The following is a 26,296-nucleotide window of genomic DNA, read 5'->3' on the forward strand; positions in this document are numbered from 1 at the left end:
AGTCATGCTGCATCATGCTGACAACGATATTGTAACAGTTGAGGTTGATGTGGCGGTACGTATCGCATTAACAGGTTTCCTGGTGCTGGTGGTGGCGATGGGTATTGGCCGCTTTGCCTTCACTCCGCAGGTGCCGCTGATGATCGGCGAAGGCCAGCTCACGTTAACGAGTGCCGGACTGGTAGCCGCCATCAATTACCTGGGCTATCTGGTTGGCGCATGGGATGCAATGCGCGCCCGCCATCGCGTAGAGCTGCGTTTGCTGGCTGGCGTCTGGGGAGCCGTCATCCTTACGCTGCTTTCGGCCACCGTTGATTCAGCGCTCTGGCATGCGCTCATTCGCTTTCTGATTGGCTGGGCGAGCGGCTGGGCAATGGTGCTGATCGCGGCCTGGAGTAACGAACAACTGGCGTGTCTCGGTAAACCCGGCCTGAGCGCCGCGGTGTTTGCAGGGCCGGGAGCCGGAATATTTATCAGCGGATTGCTGGCGGTCGGCATTCACAGCCTGCGGCTGGAAGCGAGCGAGGCCTGGCTGGTTTACGGAATGCTGGCGCTTATTTTTGTACTGCCGATCGCCCGCAATCTACCGCGCAAAGGGGAATTACATCGCCCGGAAACGGCACCGGAACCGTTGGTGCTGAACGCGGCGCTTAAACGGCTGGTATGGAGCTACAGCCTGGCGGGTTTCGGCTATATCCTGCCCGCCACCTTTTTATCGCAAATGGCGAATGCTCGTTTCCCCGGCAGCTTATTTGCCCAGTTTGTCTGGCCGGTGTTCGGCGGTGCGGCGGTGGTGGGAATATTGCTCGGCATCGCCACGCGTCAGATGCTGCACAGCAATCAGCGGCTGGCACTGGTACTGTGGCTCCAGGCGCTGGGGGTTTTCGCCCCGACGCTTGTTACAGGCATGACGGGCCTGGTGCTGGGCGCGCTGCTGGTCGGCGGCGGTTTTTTATGTGCCGTGCAGCTTTCCTTGCAGTATGGGCGTGAAATGGCGCCGCAACACACGCGCTATCTGGCCGGATTGTTGACCACCGGCTACGCCGTCGGGCAATTGATTGGCCCTGCGCTGTCGGCGCTATCAACCCGCTTAACGCATCAGCTTGAACCCGCGCTTTATGTCGCCGGAGCCGCGTTAATCGTTGGCGGCGGCCTGGTCTGGAAAAGGTATTAACGATTTTGCTGACAAAGAAGGGAAAAGCGTGGTTTTCCTTCTTTGTGCTTAGCAGCCGAAAATCAATCACTTGATTTTACGGTTAATTTTAGGGGCAATCTATTTCAGGGCTTCATCAGTATAGGGTTTGTCGCCAGTCTGTGCCGATTTCAATAATTATCTTTGCACTACTGGATTATGCGGGCGCGCTCCCGCACAATGAGCGCACACTTTGTCCCACGTAGGGCAGAGGTCAGCCACACCTGCAGGAGAAAACAGCATGTCTACACTCAGTAAAGAAGCCGCTCTGGTTCACGAGGCTTTGGTTGCGCGCGGCCTGGAAACGCCATTGCGTCCGCCGTTGCGTGAACTGGATAATGAAACCCGCAAACGCGAGATCGCCGAACATATGTCGGAAATCATGCAGTTGCTGAACCTCGATCTGAGCGACGATAGCCTGATGGAAACGCCGCATCGCATCGCTAAAATGTATGTCGATGAGATTTTCTCCGGCCTGGATTACGCTAACTTCCCAAAAATCACCGTCATTGAAAATAAAATGAAGGTCGATGAAATGGTAACGGTGCGCGATATCACGCTGACCAGCACCTGCGAGCACCATTTCGTGACTATTGATGGCAAAGCAACGGTGGCCTATATCCCGAAAGATACCGTGATTGGCCTGTCTAAAATTAACCGCATCGTGCAGTTCTTTGCCCAGCGTCCGCAGGTTCAGGAGCGTCTGACGCAGCAAATCCTGATTGCGCTGCAAACGCTGCTCGGCACCAACAATGTGGCGGTTTCTATTGATGCGGTCCATTATTGTGTGAAAGCACGCGGTGTGCAGGATGCGACCAGCGCCACCACCACCACGTCGCTCGGCGGCTTGTTCAAATCCAGCCAGAATACACGCCAGGAGTTCCTGCGCGCCGTTCGTCATAGCTAACCCTTAAGCAGGCAGGAAACATGGAGAGAAACGTTACGCTGGATTTTGTCCGGGGCGTCGCTGTTCTCGGCATCCTGCTGCTGAATATCGTGGCCTTCGGTCTACCGAAGGCGGCGTATATTAATCCCGCCTGGTCGGGATCTGTTTCTCTGAGCGACGCCTGGTCCTGGGCTGTGCTCGACTTATTTGCCCAGGTCAAATTCCTCACCTTATTCGCTTTGCTGTTCGGCGCGGGCCTGCAGATGCTGTTACATCGCGGCAAACGCTGGATCCAGTCACGCCTGACACTGCTTGTTCTGCTCGGTTTCATGCACGCTTTATTGCTGTGGGATGGCGATATCCTGCTGGCTTACGGCCTGGTCGGGCTGATTTGCTGGCGCTTGATTCGTGACGCGCCGGGCACACGCCAACTGTTCAACACCGGTGCGCTGCTGTATCTCACGGGCGTAGGCGTTTTGCTGCTGCTTGGTTTTATCTCCGGCGATGCGCCCAATCGCTCGTGGGTTCCGGATGCGGCAAATCTCCAGTATGAACGGTTCTGGAAGCTTAACGGCGGCGTGGAAGCTATCAGCAACCGCGTCGATCTGCTCTCGTCAAACCTGCTGGCGCTGGGCGCGCAGTATGGCTGGCAGCTGGCGGGCATGATGCTGCTGGGCGCCGCCCTGATGCGCAGCGGCTGGCTGAAAGGCCAGTATAGCCTGCCGCATTACCGCCGCCTTGGCGCATGGCTGATTGCGGTGGGGATGGTGATAAACCTGCCTGGCATTTACGCCCAGTGGCACGTCAACTGGGACTACCGCTGGTGCGCGTTTGGACTCCAGGCTCCGCGTGAACTGAGCGCGCCGTTTCAGTCGATTGGCTATGCCGCGCTGGCGTTTGGCTACTGGCCGTGGCTCGCAAAGCTGCGTCTGGTGGCGGCTATTGCCTGCGTTGGCCGCATGGCGCTTTCGAATTATCTGCTACAAACGCTGATTTGCACCACGCTGTTCTTCCGTTTCAACCTGTTCATGAAATTTGACCGTCTGCAGCTGCTGGCCTTTGTCCCGGCGGTGTGGGCCGTGAATATTCTTTTCTCGGTGCTCTGGCTGCGCTACTTCCGCCAGGGACCACTCGAATGGTTATGGCGACGGTTAACCGCCCGGGCGGCGGGCGGCACGCGGCGACATTCGGCAAGATAATGATATACATCACAAAGGTTAATAAATTGTATGTAAACGTTTTCATGACTGTGATCGTCTTCACGTAAACCCTTCCCTTCTCCCCGCAGAATAGTCACCTTGTCAAAAACAGGGTGCAGCTATGAGACCGACTCTTCCAACGGCCAGGTGTTCATTATGATCACCATTCGTGACGTTGCCCGTATCGCCGGCGTTTCAGTGGCGACGGTATCCCGCGTGCTAAATAACAGCGCGCTGGTCAGTGCTGAAACCCGCGAAAGCGTGATGCGAGCCGTCTCCCAGACAGGATATCGCCCTAACGCAAATGCGCAGGCGCTTGCCACCCAGGTCAGCGATACCATTGGCGTGGTGGTGATGGACGTTTCCGATCCCTTCTTTGGCGCGCTGGTAAAAGCGGTGGATGTCGTGGCACAGCAGCACAATAAATATGTGCTGATCGGCAACAGCTACCATCAGGAAGAAAAAGAGCGCCACGCCATCGAAGTGCTGATTCGCCAGCGCTGCAACGCGCTTATTGTTCATGCGAAAGCACTGGGCGATGCCGAACTGGGCGATTTCCTCGAAAATATTCCCGGCATGGTGCTGATAAACCGCATCGTGCCCGGCTACGCCCATCGCTGCGTCTGTCTCGACAACGTCAGCGGCGCGGTGATGGCAACGCGGATGCTGCTGAATCAGGGGCATCAACGTATCGGCTATCTGGCTTCCAGCCACAATATTGAAGATAACGAACAGCGCCGGGAAGGGTGGCTACGTGCCTTAACAGAGCACGGCATCACGCAGCCGGAAAGCTGGGTTGGCGTTGGCTCGCCGGATATGCAGGGCGGGGAAGCGGCAATGGTTGAGCTGCTGGGGCGGAACCTGCAGCTCAGCGCGGTATTTTCTTACAATGACAGCATGGCCGCAGGAGCGCTTACCGCGTTGAAAGATAATGGGATCGTCGTTCCCCACCACGTTTCCGTTATCGGTTTTGACGATATTCCTATCGCCCGTTACACCGATCCGCAGCTAACTACCGTGCGCTATCCCGTTGTTTCAATGGCTCGGCTTGCCACCGAGCTGGCGTTACAGGGCGCGGCAGGGACGCTGGACCGCGATGCAACGCACTGTTTTATGCCGACTTTAGTTCGTCGTCATTCGGTCGCGCCAAAGCAAATTGTGGCGTCGATCACTCTCTGATTAAAGTCCTTGATGTAACCGGTTTCAATTTGTGAGTAAATTCACAGTTAATTAACATCACGCTGTCTATGATGTCAGCGTTTTAAACGCTGAAACTCTATGTAACGGTGATGCAATAGTTTCACCACGGATATTGAGCGAAAAACGTCTCATAAAATGCAGTTCAGGATCGTTACAGAACACGGAAGAGCAATTATTTTAGGATACTTTTCGGCATTCAGTAACGTCTTCATAACATTACTGCCCTGCCATGAATTTAACCAGAACTACCCTGCAAAAAAACCGGAGATACCATGAATAAGAAGGTTTTGACCCTGTCCGCCGTTATGTCTTGCATGCTGTTTGGCGCCGCTGCTCACGCTGCTGATACCCGTATCGGCGTGACCATCTACAAATACGACGATAACTTCATGTCCGTCGTGCGCAAAGCTCTTGAGAAAGATGCAAAGGCCAGCCCGGACGTTGAGCTGCTGATGAACGACTCCCAGAACGACCAGTCCAAACAGAACGATCAGATTGACGTGCTGTTGGCTAAAGGCGTAAAAGCCCTGGCCATCAACCTGGTTGACCCGGCAGCAGCAGGCACGGTTATCGAAAAAGCCCGTGGCCAGGATATCCCTATTGTCTTCTATAACAAAGAACCTTCTCGTAAAGCGCTGGATAGCTACGACAAAGCTTACTACGTGGGTACTGACTCTAAAGAGTCCGGCATCATTCAGGGCGATCTGATTGCTAAACACTGGGCGGCAAACCCGACATGGGATCTGAACAAAGATGGTCAGGTTCAGTTCGTGCTGCTGAAAGGCGAACCAGGCCACCCGGATGCTGAAGCGCGCACCACCTACGTTATCAAAGAGCTGAACGACAAGGGCCTGAAAACCCAGCAGCTGCAGTTAGATACCGCAATGTGGGACACCGCTCAGGCGAAAGATAAGATGGATGCGTGGCTGTCTGGCCCGAACGCTAACAAAATCGAAGTGGTTATCGCCAACAACGATGCGATGGCAATGGGCGCGGTAGAAGCGCTGAAAGCACACAACAAATCTTCTATTCCGGTCTTCGGCGTGGATGCCCTGCCAGAAGCGCTGGCGATGGTTAAATCTGGCGCAATGGCCGGTACCGTACTGAACGATGCCAACAACCAGGCGAAAGCAACCTTCGATCTGGCGAAAAACCTGGCCGACGGTAAACCTGCGGCAGAAGGCACTAACTGGAAAATTGACAAAAAAATCGTACGTGTTCCATACGTCGGCGTTGATAAAGACAACCTGGCGGAGTTCGTCGGTAAATAAGACAGACAGACTGCAACGGGCGTACGCAAGTGCGCCCGATTCAGATCTTACGCTCAGTGACACTATCGCAGCCAGGTATAACTATGGTCAGCAATCAGACATCTTCGCCTGAATACTTGTTGGAAATGACCAACATAAACAAGTCATTCCCCGGCGTTAAGGCACTGGATAATGTGAATTTAAAGGTGCGTCCTCATTCCATTCACGCATTAATGGGAGAGAACGGCGCGGGTAAATCCACGTTATTAAAATGCCTTTTTGGGATCTACAGTAAAGATTCCGGCAGCATTCTTTTTCAGGGACAAGAAGTGAATTTTACCAGCACCAAAGAGGCGCTGGAAAATGGTATTTCTATGGTGCACCAGGAACTTAATCTGGTTTTACAGCGTACCGTGATGGACAACATGTGGCTGGGGCGTTACCCAACCAAAGGCATGTTTGTCGATCAGGATAAAATGTATCGCGACACCAAAGATATTTTTGATGAACTGGATATTGATATCGATCCGCGCGCCCGCGTAGGCACGCTGTCCGTATCACAAATGCAGATGATCGAAATTGCCAAGGCATTTTCCTACAATGCTAAAATCGTCATTATGGATGAGCCCACCTCATCGCTGACGGAAAAAGAAGTTAACCACCTGTTTAAAATTATACGTAAATTAAAAGAGCGCGGCTGCGGTATCGTTTATATCTCCCATAAAATGGAAGAGATATTCCAGCTATGTGATGAAATCACTATTTTACGTGACGGACAGTGGATTGTTACCCAGCCGCTTGAAGGGCTGGACATGGATAAAATTATTTCCATGATGGTTGGCCGTTCCCTGAACCAGCGCTTCCCGGACAAGTCCAACGTGCCGGGCGAAGTGATCATGGAAGTACGCAACCTCACCTCTTTGCGTCAGCCGTCCATTCGCGACGTTTCCTTTGACTTGCATAAAGGAGAGATCCTTGGGATTGCCGGTCTGGTAGGCGCGAAACGTACTGATATTGTGGAAACATTATTTGGTATTCGTGAGAAGTCTTCCGGAACCATTATGTTGCACGGTAAAAAAATCAATAACCACACGGCGAATGAAGCTATTAACCACGGTTTTGCCTTAGTCACCGAAGAGCGTCGCTCGACCGGGATTTATGCTTATCTGGATATCGGTTTTAACTCGCTGATTTCGAATATTCGCAAATATAAAAACAAAGTTGGCCTGCTGGATAACACCCGTATGAAAAGCGATACCCAGTGGGTTATCGATTCCATGCGCGTTAAAACACCAGGGCACCGTACGGCAATTGGTTCGCTGTCCGGCGGTAACCAACAGAAAGTTATTATTGGTCGCTGGTTGTTAACGCAGCCGGAAATTTTAATGCTTGATGAACCTACTCGCGGTATCGACGTAGGCGCAAAATTTGAAATTTATCAGCTAATGGCTGAGCTTGCCAAAAAAGGGAAAGGAATCATTATTATTTCGTCCGAAATGCCGGAGTTGTTAGGGATTACAGATCGTATTCTGGTGATGAGCAATGGCCTCGTCGCGGGAATTGTAGACACTAAAACAACCACGCAGAACGAAATATTACGTCTTGCGTCTGTGCACCTTTGATAATTTAGGGGCTATTGAAAAATGAGTGCGTTAAATAAGAAAAACTTTCTAACTTATCTGAAAGAAGGCGGCATTTATGTCGTTTTGCTGGTGTTGCTGGCGATCATTATTTTCCAGGATCCGACGTTTTTAAGCCTGATGAACTTAAGTAACATTCTGACCCAGTCTTCCGTGCGTATTATTATTGCGCTGGGCGTGGCAGGGCTGATTGTGACTCAGGGTACCGACCTTTCTGCCGGTCGTCAGGTTGGCCTTGCGGCGGTTGTCGCAGCAACGCTCCTGCAGTCCATGGAAAACGTCAACAAAGTTTTCCCTGACATGCAAACCATGCCAATCCCGGTGGTTATCCTGATTGTCTGCGTTATTGGCGCCATCATCGGCCTGTTGAACGGTATTATCATCGCTTACCTGAACGTGACGCCGTTTATCACCACTTTGGGCACCATGATCATCGTTTACGGTATTAACTCTTTGTACTACGACTTCGTGGGTGCATCACCGATTGCGGGGTTCGACAGCGGCTTCTCAACCTTTGCCCAGGGCTTTATCAAGATGGGCAACTTTAAGCTGTCGTACATTACCTTCTATGCGTTGATTGCTATTGGCTTTGTCTGGATTCTGTGGAACAAAACCCGCTTCGGTAAAAACATTTTCGCCATCGGCGGTAATCCGGAAGCTGCTAAAGTATCCGGCGTGAACGTTGCGCTGAACCTGCTTATGATTTACGCGCTGTCCGGCGTGTTCTACGCCTTCGGTGGGATGCTCGAAGCTGGCCGTATCGGCTCGGCGACTAACAACCTCGGCTTTATGTACGAACTGGATGCGATTGCGGCTTGCGTGGTGGGCGGCGTGTCGTTCAGCGGCGGCGTAGGTACGGTTGTCGGCGTGGTAACCGGTGTTATCATCTTCACCGTTATCAACTACGGCCTGACCTATATCGGCGTGAACCCTTACTGGCAGTACATCATCAAGGGCGCGATTATTATCTTCGCGGTTGCTCTGGATTCCCTGAAGTACGCTCGTAAGAAATAAGCTATACCCTCATCCTGACTCTCACCCCAAGGGGCAAGAGAGAAAGACTGGCCTGATTTATCCCCGCCCCAAAGGAGTGAGGTTGGAAGTCTGGCCTGATTTATTCCCTCTTCCTTCCCGGAAGAGGGTTAGGGTGAGGGTAAATTCTCTTCTACTTCTTCTCTTTCTTCTGTATTTCCAGCAGCTGCTCTGGCGTCACCGCCGGGTAAGCCTGCGCATCTTCCGGGACTTCATGCAGGGCCGGGATCGGCACTAACGGGCCGAGAAAACGCGGCTCACGTTTAAAAATATACACGTCCGCAAGCGCTCCCAGACGAGCGCCAAACTCACGTATTCTCACCGTCATCATGTTTTTAGGCGAAGGGACGGCGTAGCACTGTGCCTGAATCCCCATATGCAGGGCGATAAACAGCGCGCGTTCGCAGTGGAAGCGTTGCGTAATGACTATGAAGTCGTTGGTATCGAAAACTTTGCGGGTACGAACGATGGAATCCAGCGTGCGGAAACCGGCGTAGTCCAGCACGATATCGGCAGGATCGACGCCGCCTGCGATCAGGTCTTTGCGCATGGTCATCGGTTCGTTGTAGCTGGTCTGCGCGTTATCGCCGCTCAACAGCAGGTAATTAACCTTGCCGCTGTTATAGGCGTTAAGCGCACCCTGAATACGGTAGCGGTAGTACTGATTAATGACGCCGGTGCGGTAATACTTGGCGGTGCCGAGCACAACGCCTACCTGGCGATAGGGCAGGTCCTGCAATTCGTCGTAAACGTAGGGCGCCGTTTTCCAGCTCATCCAGCGGTCGAGGCTCAGCGCTGCCAAAAGAGTCAAGCCGATGATGACTAACAGGCTGTAAAACACGCGCTTCAACATGGACTTGCGGACTCATGAATAGGATGAAATTTTATCCAAGGCTACTTTACCCGGGAAGGAAGAGCAAGATATGCGGATTTGGTTGAGCTAAATTTCAACAAAGCGGGTGGGAGCCACCCGCAGCGGAAAGGTTAATCCAGCAGGGTACGATCGAGGTTCTGACAGCCCAGCGCGTTAAGCGTGGCGGCGGTTGCATCCCACTGTGTCAGCGGGGCATCGGCACGTTCGGCCAGAACAGCCCGCTGAATATCGCTGTAATCATAGCCAGAAAGGCTCAGCACATTCAGCGCGGCCTGCAACGGAGGCAGTGACGGGTTGAAGGCGGCGTTCTCCGCATAGCTTCCACAGATAATTTTGCCGTCGCGCAATGCCAGCGCAACGCCCGCAGGCGCGTTGCTGTATGGCGCATGGCTACGGTTTGCCGCAGCGATGGCGGCCTGGTTTAACTCATCACCCTGCGGGGCAAAACCGTGATCCCTTTCGTCCAGCAGCAGCGTGGTGATGTCCAAATCGCGCGGGCCGAAAGCGTCCGGCAGGTAGTCGCCGAGCGTGGCGGGCTTGCGGCCTGGCAGATTAATTTGCAGTTTCACACCGCTGTTTAACTCGTTCATAAACTGGCGGCAATGGCCGCACGGCGTGTAGTTCACCGTAATGGAAACCAGGCCCTTTTCGCCGCGCATCCATGCATGAGTGATGGCGCTTTGTTCCGCATGAACGGTTTGCTGCATGGTGGTGCCTGCGAATTCCATATTGGCGCCAAAATAGAGATTGCCGCTGATGCCGCGAGCTACGGCGCCCACGTTAAAATGCGATAAGTCTGTGCGGGCACAGGAGGCGGCCAGCGGGAGCAGGGCGAAAGCCAGCGCATCATCATCCAGACCGGTCTGGCGTTCCAGCGCTTCCACTTCCTGTGCGCTAAACATGGCCGGGAAGTGGTCATCGGTAAGCAGAGGTTGCAGGGCAGCCTGCAGGGAAGCCGGGAGCTGCGCGAAAGCAGCATGAAAACGAGAGCGCATGTGTCTTTAGCCTCAAATAGGTAATGGAGCCGTAGTGTACGGCGCTACGGAGGCTTTATATGTGATCGATATCTAATTGCAAATGCAACAGATGAAATAAAAAACGAAAATGCGCGATCTCTCGCAAGTTTTAACCACACAGCGCCAGGATAAGTGGGAACAGGAACGGGGCGATAAGCGACGTTATGATCCCGCAAAGCACCAGCGCCAGCGAACTAAAGGCTCCTTCCTGGAAATCCAGTTCAGCGCAGCGCGCCGTGCCGAGGGCATGGGCAGCCGTGCCTATCGCCAGACCACGTGAAGCTTTGGTCGAAATGCGCATGATATTGAGCAGCGCGTGACCAAAGACGGCCCCGAGTATCCCTACAAAAATCACACAAACCGCGCTGATAGCGGGTATCCCGCCGATGCTGCCGCCCACGGCCATCGCAATCGGCGTAGTGACGGATTTTGGCAATACGGAGGCGGCAATTTCCGGCGTAGCACCCATATATAGCGCAATGGCGGTGCCGCTTATCATCGCGACCATGCTGCCGATAAAACAGATAGTAATGATGGACTTCCAGCGAGCGCGGATCTGGTGTAACTGTTCATAGAGCGGGAAGGCAAGGGCGACAACGGCGGGCTGCAACAAATCGTTAAGCACCTTGCTGCCTTTAAAATAATGTTCGTAGGGCGTGCCGGTGAAAACCAGCAGCGGAATAATCACTACCATGGAAACCAGCAGCGGATTTAACAGCGGAGATTTAAGCCGCCCGCCGAGCTTACGGGCGCCAAAAAAGACCAGCAGCGACAGCGGTAAAGACCACCATATAAAGTGCATCATTTTTTGCCAGCCTCGCTTTTACCGACAATTTTGCGTTCGCCATGAACCAGATGAGAACTCCAGCTCACAACAATCAGCACGATCAGGGTACTGACAAAACAGGATACTACCAGCGGACCAAACTGCGCCTTCAGCACTTCGTAATACTGCATCACGCCCACGCCAATAGGGACAAACAGCAGGGCCATATAGCGAATCAGCAGGTGAGAAGCTGGCTTAACCCACTTCGCCGGCAGGATTTGCAGCGCAAGCAGCACAAACAAAATCAGCATACCGATAATGCTGCCGGGAATAGTAATCGGCAGCAGCGAAGCAACGGCGACACCTGCGTATAAGCACAGGTAAATCAAGGCAAAAGATCGCAGATAATGCCAGATAACGGTGAGCGAATTGCGCATGGAAATGACCCCTCAGGAAACGCATTCATCATACAATTAAACTTAAAATTGTGCTACCGATCACAACATGAATTATGAGCATACCAAACATTCCTGCGGCGAAGGTTCCAGAATCCTTTGGGCAATCTATCAGGCGGGCATAAAAAAGGCGACCCGAAGGCCGCCTCAGATTGCTGATAAACAAGGAAAAAGCGTGGTTTTTCCATCTTTATAGTTATCAGCTGAAAATCAATAAGTTGATTTTCCTTGTTTTTTAAATGACGCCACCCTTTAGTTTTTTAACGCCGGGAGGATTGTCATCAGTTTCAGGCGACCCGAAGGCTGCCTCATAGCCATGCGTAAAGATTAGTTCAGACGTACCGGCATACCGGAGCGGCTCTGAACGGCCTGGTCCACAACGCTGGTATCAACGTCTGGCTGAGCGGTAATCGCCGTCACGTTGTTTTTCAGCGTGATTGGCACGATTTCGCCAGAGTTGAACTGCGCTTCGGTGGTGGACAGCGGGTTATGAACTTCAATGTAGCGCGTGCCGTCCGGCTCCACCGTCGCTTTCACCGGCTCATCAATAAACTGTACGCGAGTGCCGACCGGCACGTTCTCGAACAGGAACTTGATGTCTTCGTTACGCAGACGCACGCAGCCGTGGCTTACGCGCAGGCCGATACCGAAATTAGCGTTAGTACCGTGAATCGCATACAGGCGGCCAATATAGAGCGCGTACAGACCCATAGGGTTGTCCGGGCCTGCTGGCACAACGGTCGGCAGAGGCGTCCCGGCAGCCGCGTACTCGGCGTGCATTTTGGCAGTTGGCGTCCAGGTTGGGCCTGCTTTCTTGCGTTCTACTTTCGTGGTCCAGTTAATCGGGGTGTCTTTACCCAACTGGCCGATGCCGATTGGCAACACGATAACGGTGTTGGTGTCCTTCGGGTAATAGTAGAGACGCATTTCAGCGCTGTTGATAACGATGCCTTCATGAACGGTATCCGGCAGGATAAGCTGCTGAGGAATATTCAGAATGGTGCCAGCTTTTGGCAGATAAGGGTCAACGCCAGGGTTGGCTTCCAGCATATTGGAAAGCCCCATCTGGTAACGCGCGGCAAATTCTTCCAGCGGCGCGGTGCTACCTTCAGGAATGGTGATGACCTGGTTCTGGCCAATCAGGCGGCTGCCGTCGGTTGGCAGAGGATAAGTCACGGCGGAAGCTGTTTTGCAAAAAGACGCTACAGCCACAAATGCCAGTAAAATCGAGCGTAATTTTATATTCATGTTATGCGAAATATTTATGGCCATGCAGGCTAGTTAGTTGAAAATCAGATGGGGTAGCCGCGCATTATATGTGCATTCCCGCAGTCTGGGAAATCAGATGTGGATTAAATCACACTTTTTTCACATCGATTGAATTATAGACGGTGCACAAGCAGCGCGATCCATAAACGTACTTATGGCATACTGTGTCTGATATCACAAATACATCACTTCTTTTATCAGGACATCTCTGTGCTAGTTTCCAGTAACGTCACTATGCAGTTTGGCAGTAAGCCGCTGTTTGAAAACATTTCCGTCAAATTTGGCGGCGGCAATCGCTACGGCCTGATTGGCGCTAACGGTAGCGGTAAGTCCACCTTTATGAAGATCCTGGGCGGCGATTTAGAACCGACCCTGGGCAACGTTTCTCTCGATCCGAACGAGCGCATCGGTAAGCTGCGTCAGGACCAGTTCGCCTTTGAAAAATTCACCGTTCTCGACACGGTGATCATGGGCCACGCTGAACTCTGGGAAGTTAAAGAAGAGCGCGACCGCATTTACGCGCAGCCAGAGATGAGCGAAGAAGACGGCTACAAGGTTGCCGACCTCGAAGTAAGATACGGCGAAATGGATGGCTACACCGCCGAAGCGCGCGCGGGCGAGCTATTGCTGGGCGTAGGCATTCCTGTAGAACAGCATTATGGCCCGATGAGCGAAGTCGCACCGGGCTGGAAACTGCGTGTGCTGCTGGCACAGGCGCTGTTCTCCAATCCAGACATCCTGCTACTCGATGAACCGACGAACAACCTGGACATCGACACTATTCGCTGGCTGGAAACCGTGCTCAACGAGCGCAACAGCACCATGATTATTATTTCGCACGACCGTCACTTCCTGAATATGGTCTGTACCCACATGGCGGATCTGGATTACGGCGAGCTGCGCGTTTATCCGGGCAACTATGATGAATACATGACGGCGGCAACCCAGGCTCGTGAGCGCCTGCTTGCCGACAACGCGAAGAAAAAAGCGCAGATTGCTGACCTGCAATCCTTCGTCAGCCGCTTTAGCGCCAACGCCTCTAAATCGCGTCAGGCAACCTCTCGCGCCCGTCAGATTGATAAAATCAAACTCGACGAAGTGAAAGCGTCCAGCCGTCAGAACCCGTTCATCCGTTTCGAGCAGGACAAGAAACTGTTCCGTAACGCGCTGGAAGTCGAGGCGCTGACCAAAGGCTTTGATGAAGGCCCGCTGTTCAAAGGCGTTAATCTGCTGCTTGAAGTCGGTGAAAAACTCGCGGTGCTGGGGACTAACGGCGTGGGTAAATCTACCCTGCTGAAAACCCTGGTCGGCGAGCTTGAAGCGGACGCAGGCACCGTGAAATGGTCCGAAAACGCGCAGATCGGCTACTATGCGCAGGATCATGAATATGAATTCGAAAACGATCTCACCGTATTCGACTGGATGAGCCAGTGGAAACAGGAAGGCGATGACGAGCAGGCGGTGCGCAGTATCCTGGGCCGTTTGCTGTTCAGCCATGACGACATCAAAAAGCCTGCCAAAGTGCTGTCCGGCGGTGAAAAAGGCCGCATGCTGTTTGGTAAGTTAATGATGGAGCGCCCGAACGTGCTGGTGATGGACGAACCAACCAACCACCTGGACATGGAATCCATTGAATCGCTGAACATGGCGCTGGAAATGTATCCGGGCACGTTAATCTTCGTTTCTCATGACCGTGAATTTGTCAGCTCGCTGGCAACGCGCGTGATTGAAATTACCCCGGAACGCGTCATCGACTTTACCGGCGGGTATGAAGATTACCTGCGCAGTAAAGGGATTGATTCCTGATAGTAAAAACCCCGCCCCGGCGGGGTTTTTTAGTTTACAGAGTCCAGCTATTTCCCTCGTTCCCTTCGACTACCAGACGGCGAGTTTCGCCCGTGGGCAGCGTCAGCTTCAGCTCCTTCCATGCCGGTAGATAGTCGCCTTTACGGTTAAACGTGACGTGAATCTCTTCGGCATTGCAATGAATCTCCCAGTCCAGCCACAGCGCGTTGCCTTGCTGATAGCCCCAGGATTCGCCGTCATCTTCAAACAGGCTGCCTTTAGATACGCCCGTTCCACGCAGCGGATACACCTTCAGCTCGCGCACGTTATCGGCCTTTGCATCGACATGCGTAATACGTGCGGAGTGCGGCAGGGCGGCACCGGCGCGTACCAGCAGCGGCAAACGTTCCAGCGGGGCATCAAGAACGATGCTCTGGCCGCCGCTGTACCACTGGCCGGTGTAATAGTCGTACCAGCCTTCACCGTTTGCCGGGAGCCACACTTCGCGCTCGCGGCTTCCCGCTTCAACTACGCTTGCCACCAGCAAATCGCGGCCCAGCATGAAATCATCGCACTCCTCGAAGGTTTTCGCGTCGTGCTCATGGTCGAGGAATGTCGGGCGCAGCATCGGCTCGTCGTCTTTATGGGCCTGCCACAGCAGCGTGTAGAAATATGGCAGCAGGCGATAACGCGTTTCGATAGCGCTGCGGATAGCCGGAGCGATCGCCGGATACATCCAGGGCTCGTTCACCGTCTGGTCGTCGTTCCACGAGTGGATGGTAAAGCGCGGGTGCATCACGCCGTTTTGTACCCAGCGCACAAACAGTTCCGCATCCGGTTTGTCGCCGGAGAAACCGCCTACATCGTGTCCGACGTTGTACAGTCCGGAAAGGCTCATTCCCACGCCCATGCGGGTGTTGTAGCGCAGCGTTGTCCAGTTGGTGCGGTTATCGCCGCTCCAGGTTTGTACGTAACGCTGCATGCCGGCGCAGCCGGATCGTGAAATCAGGTAAGGGCGTTTTTCCGGCGCGAAGGCCTGTTGCGCCTCCAGCGAGGCGCGCATCATCAGCAGCGGCATAAGCGGGCGGATATGCTTAATGGCAATCTGTTCACCAAAGCCGTGGCAGCGCGCTTCGCCGTCCCACACCTCAAATTCGTTATTGTCGTTCCACGTTGACCCTATGCCCATTTCCAGCAGCTGCGTGGTAACGCCGTTCTGCCACCACTTCACCGTTTGCGGATTGGTAAAGTCGAGGTGTGAACCTTCGTCGTCCCAGAAGCTCGAACGTTCCGGCCTGTCCTGCTCTGAATCCTGAATAAACAGCCCGCATTCCGCCACTTCGGCATAGCGCGGATGATCCTGCAACAAACATGGTTTGATGTTCGCCGCCAGTTTAATGCCGGCATCCAGAAACGCCTGGCTCATCATCTTCGGCTGCGGCACCTTGTCATAGTTCCAGTTAAACACGTAGCGCTTGTTGTTGATGGAGGTATAGCCCGATGACAGCTGGAACGAATCACAAGGAATGGCATGCTCTTCGCACAGGCGGATAAAGTTTAACAGCTGCTGCTGGGCGTCCGGCGCATCGGTGTAATGCATGGTTGAACCGCTGTATCCGAGGCTCCATTTTGGGCCGAACAGCGTTTTACCGGTCAGGCGTACAAATGCTTTGGTGACGTCCAGCATTTTAGGGCCGAGGAACAGGTAATAATCCACGTCGCCGGATTCCGCCTGCCAGCGGCGGTAGGGCAGGTGATAGTTATCGATCTCGTTGCCCAAATCCAGCCAGCAGTTGCTGAGGTTGTCGTAAAACATGCCGAAGCTGACATCCGGGCGCTTGGTGATGGTAAATGGAATATGCTTATACAGCGGATCGGTTGATTCGGCGTTATAGCCCATCGCGTCAAGATTACGCATTTCATAGCGTTTACCGGTGCGCGCTAACGGACCGGCTTTTTCACCCAGTCCGTAATAGTTTTCTTCTTTATAACGACGCTGGTAGTGCGCCACGCCGTCGCCGTGGGCGTTCAGCAGGTAAGCGCTGGTCGGGCGGTCGCTTGCCAGCAGCAGCCATTCGCCGCCTTCGCTTTTATACTCCCATTCCAGCCACAGCGGCTGATGGACGGTGACGCGCAGTTTGTCGGTACTGATGCGCAACGTGTCCTCCTGCTCTTCCACGGCAAAGCCAGGAAGGGCAAACCCTGCGAGACTTTCACGCGCGCGTCCTTCCCACGGCACGTCGCTTTGTGGGGCGATGCTCCAGGTGCGATTTAACGCCAGCCTGTTCTCGCGTTTAATCAGCACGCGGAACATGCCCTGCTCCAGTACGAACAGACAGAGCCGATGTTTGCCGTCCACGCTCAGTTCAACGTGGTGGGCATCGGATTTCAACAGCGTCCAGTTCTTTAAAGTTTTCATCGTTCACAATCCATATCAGGCACGCTTAGCGCGGCGTTCAGCAATAAAGGAAACCAGGAATACGGCGCCAATCAGGTCAAAGAAGCCCATGGCGATAAATAGCGGGTTATAGCCAATTTTGTCGGCGGTAACGCCAATCAACAGCGAGAAGAGGAAGCTGGCGATCCACGCCGCAGAGCCGCGCATGCCGTTGACCGTTGCCATCTGGCCCTTATCGAAAGAGTCGACGACCAGCGCGCTTAGCATGCAGGAGATAATCTGGTGCCCGAAGCCGCCCACGGAAATCAGCGCGATGGTGATATAAGGGTCTTTAGTGATAGCGACCAGCGCCAGGGAGATCATCAGGAAAGCGCCGGTTACGGAGCTGGCGACGATAGAATTAGTGCGCGTGCAGCCGAACCAGCGGGTATAAACTTTTGTCAGATAGCCGCTCGCCACGCTGCCCAGATCGGCGGCGAGAAACGGCAGCCAGGCGAACATGGCTATCTGCTTCAGGTCCATACCGCGTTCGCTGGCAAGGTACAGCGGCACCCAGAAACTCAGCACGGCCCAGGCCGGCTCGGCCATAAACGCAGGGATAGCGATACCGTAAAAACGTTTATTTTTAGAAACGGTTTTCAGGGCGGTGAAGAACGGTAACCTCACGGCTGGCGGTTCGTTATCCTGCTTGATAAACGCCAGCTCGTCCTTGCTTAGGTTGGGATGCTGTTCAGGGTTATGGTAGAACAGCCACCACAGTAAGACCCACAGCAGCGCAAGCACGCCGGTAAACATAAAGGCGCCCTGCCAGCCAAAAGAGGCGTGAGCGAAATAAATAATGGGTGGCGCAAGCATCGCGCCAATGGAGAAGCCAACGCCCGCCCAGCCTGCGGCAACAGGGCGTTCCTTTTTCGGGAACCATTCACCAATGGTTTTGGCGTTGGCAGGCGTTGCGGCAGCTTCCGCGCCGCCCATAAAGAAGCGCAGTATTGCCAGCTGTAGCCAGCTACCGGCGCCCGCATGCATGATGCAAACCACCGCCCAGACGCCTGCGCAAACCAGAAAGCCGAGCTTCAGGCCAATCACGTCGATAAGCCAGCCGCAAACAGGCTGGAAGAGGGTATAGGCCAGCTGAAAAGCACCGACTATCCAGGAATATTGTTCGGTGGTAATGCCAAGGGAAGTCTTCAGTTCAGGAGCAAGAATACCCAGCGAGTTACGCGTGATGTAGTTGACGGTAACGCCCAGTAAAAACAGTACCAGTACCCACCAACGTAAATTGCGGATAGTACGTTTAGCCTTTACCGTCGTTACATCCTGTTGTATGCCATGACTCATGATGTTCTCCACGTAGCAGAGCGTCTGTCGGAATTGGTATAACAGCCTTCTGGCCGTAATAAATTAATAACGCATTGATTAATATTGTTTTTAAATGCTATTTGCGAAATCGACGCGAGAAAAGCTGTTCGACAAATTGAGCCTAAATCAGTTATAAAAAGGTCAACAGCAGATTTGATGCAATAATTTTCATGAAGGCGCTGTCAGCCGGTCAGAATCAGCCAAATTATCAGTGAATCAGCTAATCTCTGGCCGGTGAAAATTTTTTCATCGGCAAAATGGGCGCAGATCACAGAATGAGTAAAAAGCTAAAAATCGCCGAAATTGCGGCGCAAACCGGGCTTTCGATCAGCACCGTTTCCCGCGTGCTGGCAGGCAAAGCCAACACCAGCGAAGCGGCAAAGCAGCAGGTATTGCACTGCGCGCAGCAAAACGGCGTGCTCAAAGGGCTGGCGGCGGGGAGATTACTGCTTAATAGCCTGGTGGTATTCGCGCCGCAGCGGGCGTTTGAAGAGCGGCTGGATGTGTTCTATTACCGCGTGATTCAGGGCGTCAGCAAGGCGCTTAGCCCCCATGAAGTCCGGCTACGCTACTGCGCCCTCGAAGAGCATGACAGCGACGCCAATCTGTTTCTGAGCAAAATGAACGAAGCGGAAACGGAAGCGGCGATCCTGCTGGGCATTGACGATCCGCATATTCACGATCTGGCTGCGGATCTCGCTAAACCCTGCGTGCTGATCAACTGCCGCGATCGCAAAATGCGCCTGCCGGGCGTGGCACCCGACCACCAGCTAATCGGCGAGTTCGCGGCAAGCTACCTGTTCGAACAGGGGCATAAATCGGTGGTAAATTTACTTTGCCTGCGCCGCTACACCATGGAGCTGCGCCTGGCGGGCATACGCGATGCGTGGGAAGCGCACAACCTTCAGTTTGAGGATGGACGGCATTTGATGACGGCGCAAAGCTTCAGCGCCAAAGAAAGCGAGCAGATTATCGAAGATTTTCTCGCAGCCACGCCGCGGCACATGCTGCCGACAGCGCTGCTGGTGGGCGGTGATTTTATGGCTGCGGGTGCGGTCAGCGCCCTGCAAAAGACGGGGCTGCGGGTACCCCATGATATTTCGGTAATGAGCATTGACGGTTTTAACCTTGCGGCGATTCACGACGTCCCGCTCACCTCGCTGCACGTACCACGCGATGAGCTGGGAGAGGAAGCCGTGCATATTCTCCAGCAGCGGCTTATTCGTCCTGAGGCGCCCGTCGGGAATCTGCTGCTAAACGGTACGCTGGCGGTGCGGGAATCAGTGCGCCGTATACGCTCTGACAAGAGTCATACGGCGGTAAAGAGCGACGGCCTTTACGACGAGTGAGTTCCGCATACCTCGCACTGCGCAAAACGCGTGAGCTTCATTTCGCGGAACTGGCAGGCCATGGCGTCGTACATAACGATTTTCCCGCTCGCGGGCGTACCGTAATGCGCCAGCAGTTTGATGGCCTCCATCGCCTGCAACGAACCTATTACGCCGACCAGCGGAGCCATCACGCCCGCTTCGACACAGGTCAGGGCGTTTTCCCCAAACAGGCGGCTCAGGCAGCGATAACAGGGTTCCCCTTCCTGATACGTGAAGACGCTGATTTGGCCCTCCATGCGAATTGCCGCCCCGCTGACCAGCGGTTTCTTCGCCTTAAAGCAGCACCGATTGAGCTGATTGCGGATGGTAACGTTATCGGTACAGTCCAGCACCAGATCGTGCGCCAGCACTGCTTGCGCAAGCTGCGGCTCATCCAGTAGCGCATCTATAACGGCGAGCGAAATGTGGGGATTGATGACGGCCAGCGCATCCCGTGCGGAAGCCACTTTCGGCTGCCCGATAGCCGCGTCGCGATGCAGCGTCTGGCGTTGCAGGTTAGATAGCGCAACGGTATCGAAATCCAGCAGCGTGAGGTGCCCCACGCCCGCTGCGGCAAGATACTGCGCGGCGGCGCAGCCGAGGCCGCCAAGCCCGACAACCAGCACACGCGCGGCTTTCAACGCTTCCTGCCCGTCGAAATCAAAACCGCGCAGGATAATCTGGCGGTTGTAGCGCAGCATTTCTGTATCGCTCAGCTCGGCTGTCATCTTAGCCTCCAAACAGCATATTAAACGGCTCGATCTCGACCCATTCGCCCGCTTCAACGTTGCCGCGTTCGCGCTCCAGCACGATAAAGCAGTTGGCCTGGCTGAACGAGCTGAAAATATGCGAACCCTGGTGCCCGGTGCTGAGCACCTCAAGCTGGCCGTCTTCAGCGGTGCGCATAATGCCGCGCTGGAAATCCAGGCGCCCCGGCGATTTTTTGAGCCTGCCGACCGTGCGTGCACGCTGGCGTGGCGGCAGCACGTTACCCTGCTGACCGTTCAGCCTGGCCAGCAACGGCTGCACGAGCTGATAGAAGGTTAGCGCCGCCGACACCGGATTACCCGGCAGGCCGCAGAACCAGCTATTTTGCAGGCGACCAAAAGCGAACGGTTTACCAGGCTTGATGGCCAGCTTCCAGAAGCCGACTTCTCCCAGCTCTTCGAGAAGCTGTTTGGTGTAATCCGCTTCGCCCACGGAAACGCCGCCGCTGCTGATCACCACATCCGCCTGACTGTCTGCCTCGATAAAGGCGGCGCGCAGGGCTTCCGGGTCGTCTTTGATAATGCCTAAGTCGATAACCTCGCAGCCGAGCTGGTCGAGCATCAGATGAACCGCGAGACGGTTGGTGTCGTAGATTTGCCCGTCGCCCAGCGGCTGGCCCGGCAACCGAAGCTCATCGCCCGTTGAGAATACGGCGGTGCGCAGTTTGCGCTGCACCGCGACTTCAGCAATACCCAACGAGGCGATAAGCGGCAGCTCGGCGGCGGATAATTTTTTACCCGCGGGCAGCACGCTGGCGCCGCTGCGGATATCCTCCCCGCGCAGGCGGATGTTCTGGCCCTTTTTCACCGACGCATTAAAACGCACGCCGCTTTCGGTCACTTCCGTCTCTTCCTGCATAACGACAGCTTCAGCGCCCGCCGGTAAGGGAGCGCCGGTCATAATTCTTATGCAGGTCCCCGCTGGCCATTCGTCGCTAAACGGCTGCCCGGCAAAAGCCTTCCCCGCAACGGGCAGAGCGCCGCCCGCGGCAATATCGGCCATGCGCACGGCGTAACCGTCCATGGCTGAGTTATCAAAGCCAGGCACATCAATCGGGGAAGTGACAGGGTTGGCGGTAATGCGCCCGGCGGCCTGTAATAGCGGGACAGTCTGCGCTTCGGTGACGGGAACAATGCGTGAAAGCATCTGTTCCAGAGCGGTTGCAAGGGGGATCAGCCCGGCGGTAAATTCCATGTAAAACTCCTGCGGCGGGGGCAAAGTAAGGGGCATAGTATGGCAGATAAAGCCCCGTCACTGAATGTTCCATTAGGGGTAAGGCGCATAGTCAATTTCCTTTACAACACATTTACATCTTTCTATATTCAAAAATTGAATTAGTTAACGGTAACGATTCTGATATTTATAGAAAAAGTTGCCGGATGATAATCAGGACAAGGCCATGTTGTTATGAACAAAGCGGTAATTGCGATTCACGGTGGAGCGGGCGCCATCACTCGCGCGCGGTTAAGCGCTGAGAAGGAGCAGCTTTATATTCAGGCGTTGTCAGAAATTGTTGAAGCCGGACAGGCTATTCTGGCAGCGGGCGGTAGCGCGCTGGATGCGGTGACCGAAGCCGTGCGCATGCTTGAAGAGTGCCCGTTGTTTAACGCCGGGATTGGCTCCGTCTTTACCCATGCGGGTACACATGAACTCGATGCCTGCATTATGGACGGCAATACGCTGGATGCCGGGGCCGTTGCGGGCGTCAGCCATATCCGCAATCCGATTATCGCTGCGCGAAAGGTGCTGGAATACAGCCCGCATGTGTTACTGATAGCTGAGGGCGCCGAGGCATTTGCGCAGGCGCAGGGGCTTGAGCCCGTTTCGCCTGAAATTTTCTCTACGCCGGAACGCCGGGAACAGCTAGCGCACGCGCAGCTTACTCACAAAACCGTGCTGGACCATGACGGCGATGAGCCAATAGATCCAGACACTAAATTTGGTACCGTCGGCGCCGTGGCGCGCGACCAATCTGGCAATCTCGCGGCGGCGACCTCAACCGGCGGCATGACAAATAAAATGCCCGGTCGGGTAGGGGATTCGCCCCTCGTCGGCGCGGGTTGCTATGCCAATAACGCAAACGTTGCCGTCTCCTGCACCGGCACGGGCGAAGTCTTTATACGCACCCTGGCCGCTTATGATATTGCCGCCTTAATGGAGTACGGCGGCCTGAGCCTGCATCAGGCGACGGAACGCGTAGTGATGGAAAAACTGCCCGCGCTTGAGGGCAGCGGCGGCGTTATCGCCATCGACAGCGAAGGCAACGTGGCGCTGCCATTTAACAGTGAGGGGATGTATCGCGGCTATGGTTATGTCGGCGATGCGCCCAGCGTAGGAATTTATCGCGACCAGGAGCGTTGATGCCGCACAGTGATGAACTGCCAGAAGACCGGGTGCTCAGCGTTAAAGACCTGAACATTCGTTTTCGTCAGGAAAAAGCGTACAGCGAAGCGGTGCGCCACCTTTCGTTCGATCTCAAACGCGGTGAAACGCTGGCGATTGTCGGCGAGTCTGGCTCAGGTAAGTCCGTTACCGCGCTGGCGCTAATGCGCCTGCTGGAACAGTCCGGCGGCCTGGTTGATGGTGAAAAAATTCTGCTACGTCGCCGCAATAAGCAGGTTATCGAACCCTATAAATTAAGTTCCTCGCAGATGCGCAACGTGCGCGGCGCGGATATCGCGATGATTTTTCAGGAGCCGATGACCTCGCTTAATCCCGTCTTCCCGGTGGGCGAGCAAATTGCAGAATCCATTCGTTTACATCAGGGCCTTGACAGCAAGGCGGCGATGCTTGAAGCGCAGCGCATGCTTGAACGCGTGCGCATTCCCGAAGCGAAGGCCATTCTGGGCAACTATCCGCACCAGCTTTCTGGCGGTATGCGCCAGCGCGTCATGATTGCGATGGCGCTCTCCTGCCGTCCGGCGGTACTGATTGCCGACGAACCTACCACGGCGCTGGATGTCACCATTCAGGCGCAAATCCTTCAGCTTATCCGCGTCCTGCAGGACGAAATGGAAATGGGCGTCATCTTTATTACGCACGATATGGGCGTAGTGGCGGACATAGCGGATCGGGTGCTGGTGATGTACCGCGGCGAAGCGGTGGAAACCGGTAGCGTGGAACAGATTTTTCGCGCGCCTGCTCATCCTTATACCAAAGCGCTGCTGGCCGCGGTGCCGCGTCTGGGCTCGATGAGCGGTTCAGACCTGCCGCGTAAATTTCCGCTGGTCGATCCGAACGATCCCGATAAACACGAGCCGGAAATCGAGCAAGATACCATCCCGCAAGGCGCAACGCCGGTTTTACAGGTGCGTGATTTAGTAACCCGGTTCGCCATTCGCAGCGGCATTTTCAACCGCGTCACTAAACAGGTTCACGCGGTAGAGAAGGTGAGTTTTGATTTGTGGCCCGGTGAAACGCTTGGCCTGGTTGGCGAATCCGGCAGCGGTAAATCAACCACCGGGCGTTCGCTGCTGCGGCTGGTGGAAACCCAGGGCGGCAGCATTAACTTTAACGGCCAGCGTATCGACAATCTGCCGAATGCGCAGATGCAGCATGTGCGCAAAGATATCCAGTTTATCTTCCAGGACCCTTATGCTTCGCTGGACCCGCGTCTGACGGTCGGCTATTCGATTATGGAGCCGCTGCTGGTGCATAGCATGATGCCAAAAGCGCAGGCGCAACAACGCGTTGCGTGGCTGCTGGAGCGTGTGGGCCTGCTGCCGGAACACGCCTGGCGCTATCCACACGAGTTTTCCGGCGGCCAGCGTCAGCGTATCTGCATCGCCCGCGCGCTGGCGCTAAATCCGAAGGTGGTGATTGCCGATGAGTCCGTCTCCGCGCTGGACGTTTCCATTCGCGCGCAAATCATCAACTTGCTGCTCGATTTACAGCGCGAGTTTGGTATCGCATTTTTGTTTATTTCTCACGATATGGCGGTTGTGGAAAGGATCAGCCATCGCGTGGCGGTGATGTATCTGGGGCAGATTGTCGAAATCGGCCCGCGCCGTGCGGTATTTGAAAATCCACAGCATCCCTATACCCGTAAGCTAATGGCCGCCGTTCCGGTTGCCGATCCGGCGCACCGTCGCCCGCACCCCGTTTTACTTTCTGATGAGATCCCAGGCGCCACGCGCAGGCTTGGGGATGAACCGCAAGTTGCTCCGCTGGTGGCCGTTGGCCCCGGGCACTTCGTTGCCCGACACCCGATCGGAAGCCATGAAAACCGTATTTAGGCAGGGATAATCAGGAGAATAGCAATATGACAAATAACACTAAAAAATGGCTGGTTGCGGCAGGCCTCGCATCTTCCGTACTCGCCGCACCGGCCTTTGCTGCCAAAGATGTCGTGGTGGCCGTGGCTTCCAACTTCACTACGCTCGACCCGTACGACGCCAACGACACGCTCTCGCAGGCGGTGGCAAAATCGTTTTACCAGGGGCTGTTTGGCCTTGATAAGGACATGAAGCTGCAAAACGTGCTGGCGGAAAGCTATACCGTCTCCGACGACGGCCTGGTCTACACCATCAAACTGCGTCCGGGCGTAAAATTCCAGGACGGTACGGATTTCAATGCCGAAGCGGTGAAGGTCAACCTCGACCGCGCCAGCAACCCGGATAACCATCTCAAACGCTATAACCTCTACAAGGCGATTGCCAAAACCGAAGCGGTGGATGCAACTACCGTGAAAATCACCCTCAAACAGCCGTTCTCGGCGTTTATTAATATTCTCGCCCACCCGGCAACGGCGATGATTTCCCCGGCCGCGCTGCAAAAATATGGCAAGGATATAGGCTTCCATCCGGTCGGCACCGGCCCGTATCAGCTTGATACCTGGAACCAGACGGATTTTGTGAAGGTGAAGAAATTCGCCGGCTACTGGAAACAGGGGCTGCCAAAACTGGATACCATCACCTGGCGCCCGGTTGTGGATAACAATACCCGCGCGGCAATGCTGCAAACCGGCGAAGCGCAGTTCGCGTTCCCTATTCCTTACGAGCAGGCGGGTCGGCTTGAGAAAAACGGCAAGCTGGAGCTGGTGGCCTCGCCATCCATCATGCAGCGCTACATCAGCATGAACGTCACGCAGAAACCGCTCGACAATCCAAAAGTGCGCGAAGCGATTAACTATGCCATCAACCGTCAGGCGCTGGTGAAAGTGGCGTTCGCCGGTTATGCGACTCCGGCGGAGGGCGTTGTGCCACCGTCTATCGACTTCGCGCAGAAATATAAGCCGTGGCCGTACGATCCGGCTAAAGCACGCGAATTACTGAAAGAGGCTGGTTTCCCGAACGGCTTTGAAACCACGCTCTGGTCGTCGCATAACCACAGCACCGCGCAAAAGGTCCTGCAATTCACCCAGCAGCAGCTGGCGCAGGTAGGCATCAAGGTAAAAGTGACGGCGATGGACGCCGGGCAGCGTGCTGCGGAAGTGGAAGGCAAAGGGCAGGCGGAAAGCGGCGTGAGAATGTTCTACACCGGCTGGTCTGCCTCTACGGGCGAAGCTGACTGGGCGCTGTCGCCGCTGTTTGCTTCCCAGAACTGGCCGCCAACGCTGTTTAATACCGCGTTTTACAGCAATCCGCAGGTGGATAAAGACCTGAGCGAAGCGCTGAAAACCACTAACCGCGATGAAAAAGCGAAGCTTTATAAAGACGCGCAGGACATTATCTGGCAAGAGTCTCCGTGGGTGCCGCTGGTGGTGGAAAAACTGGTCTCAGCGCACAGCAAAAATCTGACCGGCTTCTATGTGATGCCGGATACCGGCTTTAGTTTTGATGACGCGGATTTGAAGTAAGGTGGTGGATTTTACCCTCATCCCGGCCCTCTTCCTGAAA

General features: G+C 54.7%; 21 protein-coding genes. 12 read left to right on the forward strand and 9 right to left on the reverse strand.

Features of this window, described 5'->3' with window-relative positions; all coding sequences use genetic code 11:
- Window positions 1-49: 49 nt before the first annotated feature.
- From E2L00_RS00840 to mglC, 7 genes are all read left to right on the forward strand, one after another.
- Window positions 50-1,174, forward strand: coding sequence for a YbfB/YjiJ family MFS transporter (locus tag E2L00_RS00840; protein WP_167607480.1), 1,125 nt, complete (start codon window positions 50-52; stop codon window positions 1,172-1,174).
- 259 nt (window positions 1,175-1,433) lie between these two features.
- Complete coding sequence (gene folE / locus E2L00_RS00845; RefSeq protein ID WP_167605685.1) at window positions 1,434-2,099, forward strand: GTP cyclohydrolase I FolE; 666 nt, start codon at window positions 1,434-1,436, stop codon at window positions 2,097-2,099.
- Between the two features lie 20 nt (window positions 2,100-2,119).
- On the forward strand, window positions 2,120-3,277 hold the full coding sequence (yeiB, locus tag E2L00_RS00850; protein WP_167605688.1) for a DUF418 domain-containing protein YeiB: 1,158 nt from the start codon (window positions 2,120-2,122) through the stop codon (window positions 3,275-3,277).
- 156 nt (window positions 3,278-3,433) lie between these two features.
- A complete protein-coding gene (gene galS, locus E2L00_RS00855; protein ID WP_167605691.1) occupies window positions 3,434-4,456 on the forward strand; it encodes an HTH-type transcriptional regulator GalS in 1,023 nt (340 codons plus the stop codon).
- Between the two features lie 293 nt (window positions 4,457-4,749).
- Entirely contained in the window at window positions 4,750-5,748 is a 999-nt protein-coding gene (gene mglB, locus E2L00_RS00860) for a galactose/glucose ABC transporter substrate-binding protein MglB (protein WP_167605694.1), read from the forward strand.
- Between the two features lie 83 nt (window positions 5,749-5,831).
- Window positions 5,832-7,349, forward strand: a complete 1,518-nt coding sequence (gene mglA / locus E2L00_RS00865) for a galactose/methyl galactoside ABC transporter ATP-binding protein MglA (protein WP_167605697.1) — start codon at window positions 5,832-5,834, stop codon at window positions 7,347-7,349.
- Between the two features lie 21 nt (window positions 7,350-7,370).
- Entirely contained in the window at window positions 7,371-8,381 is a 1,011-nt protein-coding gene (mglC, locus tag E2L00_RS00870; protein ID WP_167605700.1) for a galactose/methyl galactoside ABC transporter permease MglC, read from the forward strand.
- 151 nt (window positions 8,382-8,532) lie between these two features.
- Here mglC and sanA read toward each other — a convergent pair whose 3' ends face one another.
- The 5 genes from sanA to ldtB form a co-directional block, all read right to left on the reverse strand.
- Complete coding sequence (gene sanA, locus E2L00_RS00875; protein ID WP_167605703.1) at window positions 8,533-9,252, reverse strand: outer membrane permeability protein SanA; 720 nt, start codon at window positions 9,250-9,252, stop codon at window positions 8,533-8,535.
- Window positions 9,253-9,383: 131 nt separating this feature from the next.
- Window positions 9,384-10,268 carry a cytidine deaminase gene (gene cdd / locus E2L00_RS00880; RefSeq protein WP_167605706.1) on the reverse strand — a complete coding sequence of 295 codons (885 nt, stop codon included), beginning with the start codon at window positions 10,266-10,268 and terminating at the stop codon, window positions 9,384-9,386.
- A gap of 130 nt (window positions 10,269-10,398) precedes the next feature.
- Complete coding sequence (locus E2L00_RS00885) at window positions 10,399-11,094, reverse strand: CidB/LrgB family autolysis modulator (protein WP_167605709.1); 696 nt, start codon at window positions 11,092-11,094, stop codon at window positions 10,399-10,401.
- Window positions 11,091-11,492 carry a CidA/LrgA family protein gene (locus E2L00_RS00890; protein ID WP_167605712.1) on the reverse strand — a complete coding sequence of 134 codons (402 nt, stop codon included), beginning with the start codon at window positions 11,490-11,492 and terminating at the stop codon, window positions 11,091-11,093. Before E2L00_RS00890 ends, E2L00_RS00885 begins: the two co-directional genes overlap by 4 nt.
- Window positions 11,493-11,837: 345 nt before the next feature.
- The gene (gene ldtB / locus E2L00_RS00895; RefSeq protein ID WP_167605715.1) at window positions 11,838-12,758 is read right to left on the reverse strand and encodes a L,D-transpeptidase; all 921 of its coding nucleotides are present in this window, start codon (window positions 12,756-12,758) and stop codon (window positions 11,838-11,840) included.
- Window positions 12,759-12,989: 231 nt separating this feature from the next.
- On the opposite strand from ldtB, the gene E2L00_RS00900 reads away from it, so the two are divergent.
- Window positions 12,990-14,585 carry an ABC-F family ATPase gene (locus E2L00_RS00900; RefSeq protein ID WP_167605718.1) on the forward strand — a complete coding sequence of 532 codons (1,596 nt, stop codon included), beginning with the start codon at window positions 12,990-12,992 and terminating at the stop codon, window positions 14,583-14,585.
- A 34-nt stretch (window positions 14,586-14,619) separates the two neighbouring features.
- Here E2L00_RS00900 and E2L00_RS00905 read toward each other — a convergent pair whose 3' ends face one another.
- Entirely contained in the window at window positions 14,620-16,983 is a 2,364-nt protein-coding gene (locus tag E2L00_RS00905) for a glycoside hydrolase family 31 protein (RefSeq protein ID WP_167605721.1), read from the reverse strand.
- Between the two features lie 15 nt (window positions 16,984-16,998).
- The gene (locus E2L00_RS00910; protein ID WP_167605724.1) at window positions 16,999-18,300 is read right to left on the reverse strand and encodes an MFS transporter; all 1,302 of its coding nucleotides are present in this window, start codon (window positions 18,298-18,300) and stop codon (window positions 16,999-17,001) included.
- Between the two features lie 296 nt (window positions 18,301-18,596).
- On the opposite strand from E2L00_RS00910, the gene E2L00_RS00915 reads away from it, so the two are divergent.
- Window positions 18,597-19,670 (forward strand): LacI family DNA-binding transcriptional regulator, encoded by a 1,074-nt coding sequence (locus E2L00_RS00915; protein WP_236127644.1) that lies wholly within the window; start codon window positions 18,597-18,599, stop codon window positions 19,668-19,670.
- Here E2L00_RS00915 and moeB read toward each other — a convergent pair.
- Both moeB and moeA read right to left on the reverse strand, forming a co-directional pair.
- Window positions 19,658-20,419, reverse strand: coding sequence for a molybdopterin-synthase adenylyltransferase MoeB (moeB, locus tag E2L00_RS00920; protein ID WP_167605730.1), 762 nt, complete (start codon window positions 20,417-20,419; stop codon window positions 19,658-19,660). The genes E2L00_RS00915 and moeB overlap by 13 nt on opposite strands.
- Window position 20,420: 1 nt before the next feature.
- Complete coding sequence (gene moeA, locus E2L00_RS00925; RefSeq protein WP_167605733.1) at window positions 20,421-21,653, reverse strand: molybdopterin molybdotransferase MoeA; 1,233 nt, start codon at window positions 21,651-21,653, stop codon at window positions 20,421-20,423.
- A 213-nt stretch (window positions 21,654-21,866) separates the two neighbouring features.
- Here moeA and iaaA point away from each other — a divergent pair, with 213 nt between their 5' ends.
- Genes iaaA through gsiB form a run of 3 tightly spaced genes read left to right on the forward strand, consistent with a single transcriptional unit; the run spans window position 21,867 to window position 26,256 of the window.
- Complete coding sequence (iaaA, locus tag E2L00_RS00930) at window positions 21,867-22,820, forward strand: beta-aspartyl-peptidase (RefSeq protein WP_167605736.1); 954 nt, start codon at window positions 21,867-21,869, stop codon at window positions 22,818-22,820.
- Entirely contained in the window at window positions 22,820-24,694 is a 1,875-nt protein-coding gene (gene gsiA, locus E2L00_RS00935; protein WP_167605739.1) for a glutathione ABC transporter ATP-binding protein GsiA, read from the forward strand. Before iaaA ends, gsiA begins: the two co-directional genes overlap by 1 nt.
- Before the next feature lie 26 nt (window positions 24,695-24,720).
- On the forward strand, window positions 24,721-26,256 hold the full coding sequence (gsiB, locus tag E2L00_RS00940; RefSeq protein ID WP_167605742.1) for a glutathione ABC transporter substrate-binding protein GsiB: 1,536 nt from the start codon (window positions 24,721-24,723) through the stop codon (window positions 26,254-26,256).
- The last annotated feature ends 40 nt before the right edge of the window (window positions 26,257-26,296 follow it).

The organism is Cedecea colo (genome assembly GCF_011808225.1).
GTDB lineage: Bacteria > Pseudomonadota > Gammaproteobacteria > Enterobacterales > Enterobacteriaceae > Dryocola > Dryocola colo.

Excerpts from the sequence above, each read along its gene's own strand:
- folE (WP_167605685.1), top strand. The coding sequence starts at position 1,434 with ATGTCTACACTCAGTAAAGAAGCCGCTCTGGTTCACGAGGCTTTGGTT.
- yeiB (WP_167605688.1), top strand. The coding sequence starts at position 2,120 with ATGGAGAGAAACGTTACGCTGGATTTTGTCCGGGGCGTCGCTGTTCTC.
- galS (WP_167605691.1), top strand. The coding sequence starts at position 3,434 with ATGATCACCATTCGTGACGTTGCCCGTATCGCCGGCGTTTCAGTGGCG.
- mglB (WP_167605694.1), top strand. The coding sequence starts at position 4,750 with ATGAATAAGAAGGTTTTGACCCTGTCCGCCGTTATGTCTTGCATGCTG.
- mglA (WP_167605697.1), top strand. The coding sequence starts at position 5,832 with ATGGTCAGCAATCAGACATCTTCGCCTGAATACTTGTTGGAAATGACC.
- mglC (WP_167605700.1), top strand. The coding sequence starts at position 7,371 with ATGAGTGCGTTAAATAAGAAAAACTTTCTAACTTATCTGAAAGAAGGC.
- sanA (WP_167605703.1), bottom strand. The coding sequence starts at position 9,252 with ATGTTGAAGCGCGTGTTTTACAGCCTGTTAGTCATCATCGGCTTGACT.
- cdd (WP_167605706.1), bottom strand. The coding sequence starts at position 10,268 with ATGCGCTCTCGTTTTCATGCTGCTTTCGCGCAGCTCCCGGCTTCCCTG.
- E2L00_RS00885 (WP_167605709.1), bottom strand. The coding sequence starts at position 11,094 with ATGATGCACTTTATATGGTGGTCTTTACCGCTGTCGCTGCTGGTCTTT.
- E2L00_RS00890 (WP_167605712.1), bottom strand. The coding sequence starts at position 11,492 with ATGCGCAATTCGCTCACCGTTATCTGGCATTATCTGCGATCTTTTGCC.
- ldtB (WP_167605715.1), bottom strand. The coding sequence starts at position 12,758 with ATGAATATAAAATTACGCTCGATTTTACTGGCATTTGTGGCTGTAGCG.
- E2L00_RS00905 (WP_167605721.1), bottom strand. The coding sequence starts at position 16,983 with ATGAAAACTTTAAAGAACTGGACGCTGTTGAAATCCGATGCCCACCAC.
- E2L00_RS00910 (WP_167605724.1), bottom strand. The coding sequence starts at position 18,300 with ATGAGTCATGGCATACAACAGGATGTAACGACGGTAAAGGCTAAACGT.
- E2L00_RS00915 (WP_236127644.1), top strand. The coding sequence starts at position 18,597 with ATGAGTAAAAAGCTAAAAATCGCCGAAATTGCGGCGCAAACCGGGCTT.
- moeB (WP_167605730.1), bottom strand. The coding sequence starts at position 20,419 with ATGACAGCCGAGCTGAGCGATACAGAAATGCTGCGCTACAACCGCCAG.
- moeA (WP_167605733.1), bottom strand. The coding sequence starts at position 21,653 with ATGGAATTTACCGCCGGGCTGATCCCCCTTGCAACCGCTCTGGAACAG.
- iaaA (WP_167605736.1), top strand. The coding sequence starts at position 21,867 with ATGAACAAAGCGGTAATTGCGATTCACGGTGGAGCGGGCGCCATCACT.
- gsiA (WP_167605739.1), top strand. The coding sequence starts at position 22,820 with ATGCCGCACAGTGATGAACTGCCAGAAGACCGGGTGCTCAGCGTTAAA.
- gsiB (WP_167605742.1), top strand. The coding sequence starts at position 24,721 with ATGACAAATAACACTAAAAAATGGCTGGTTGCGGCAGGCCTCGCATCT.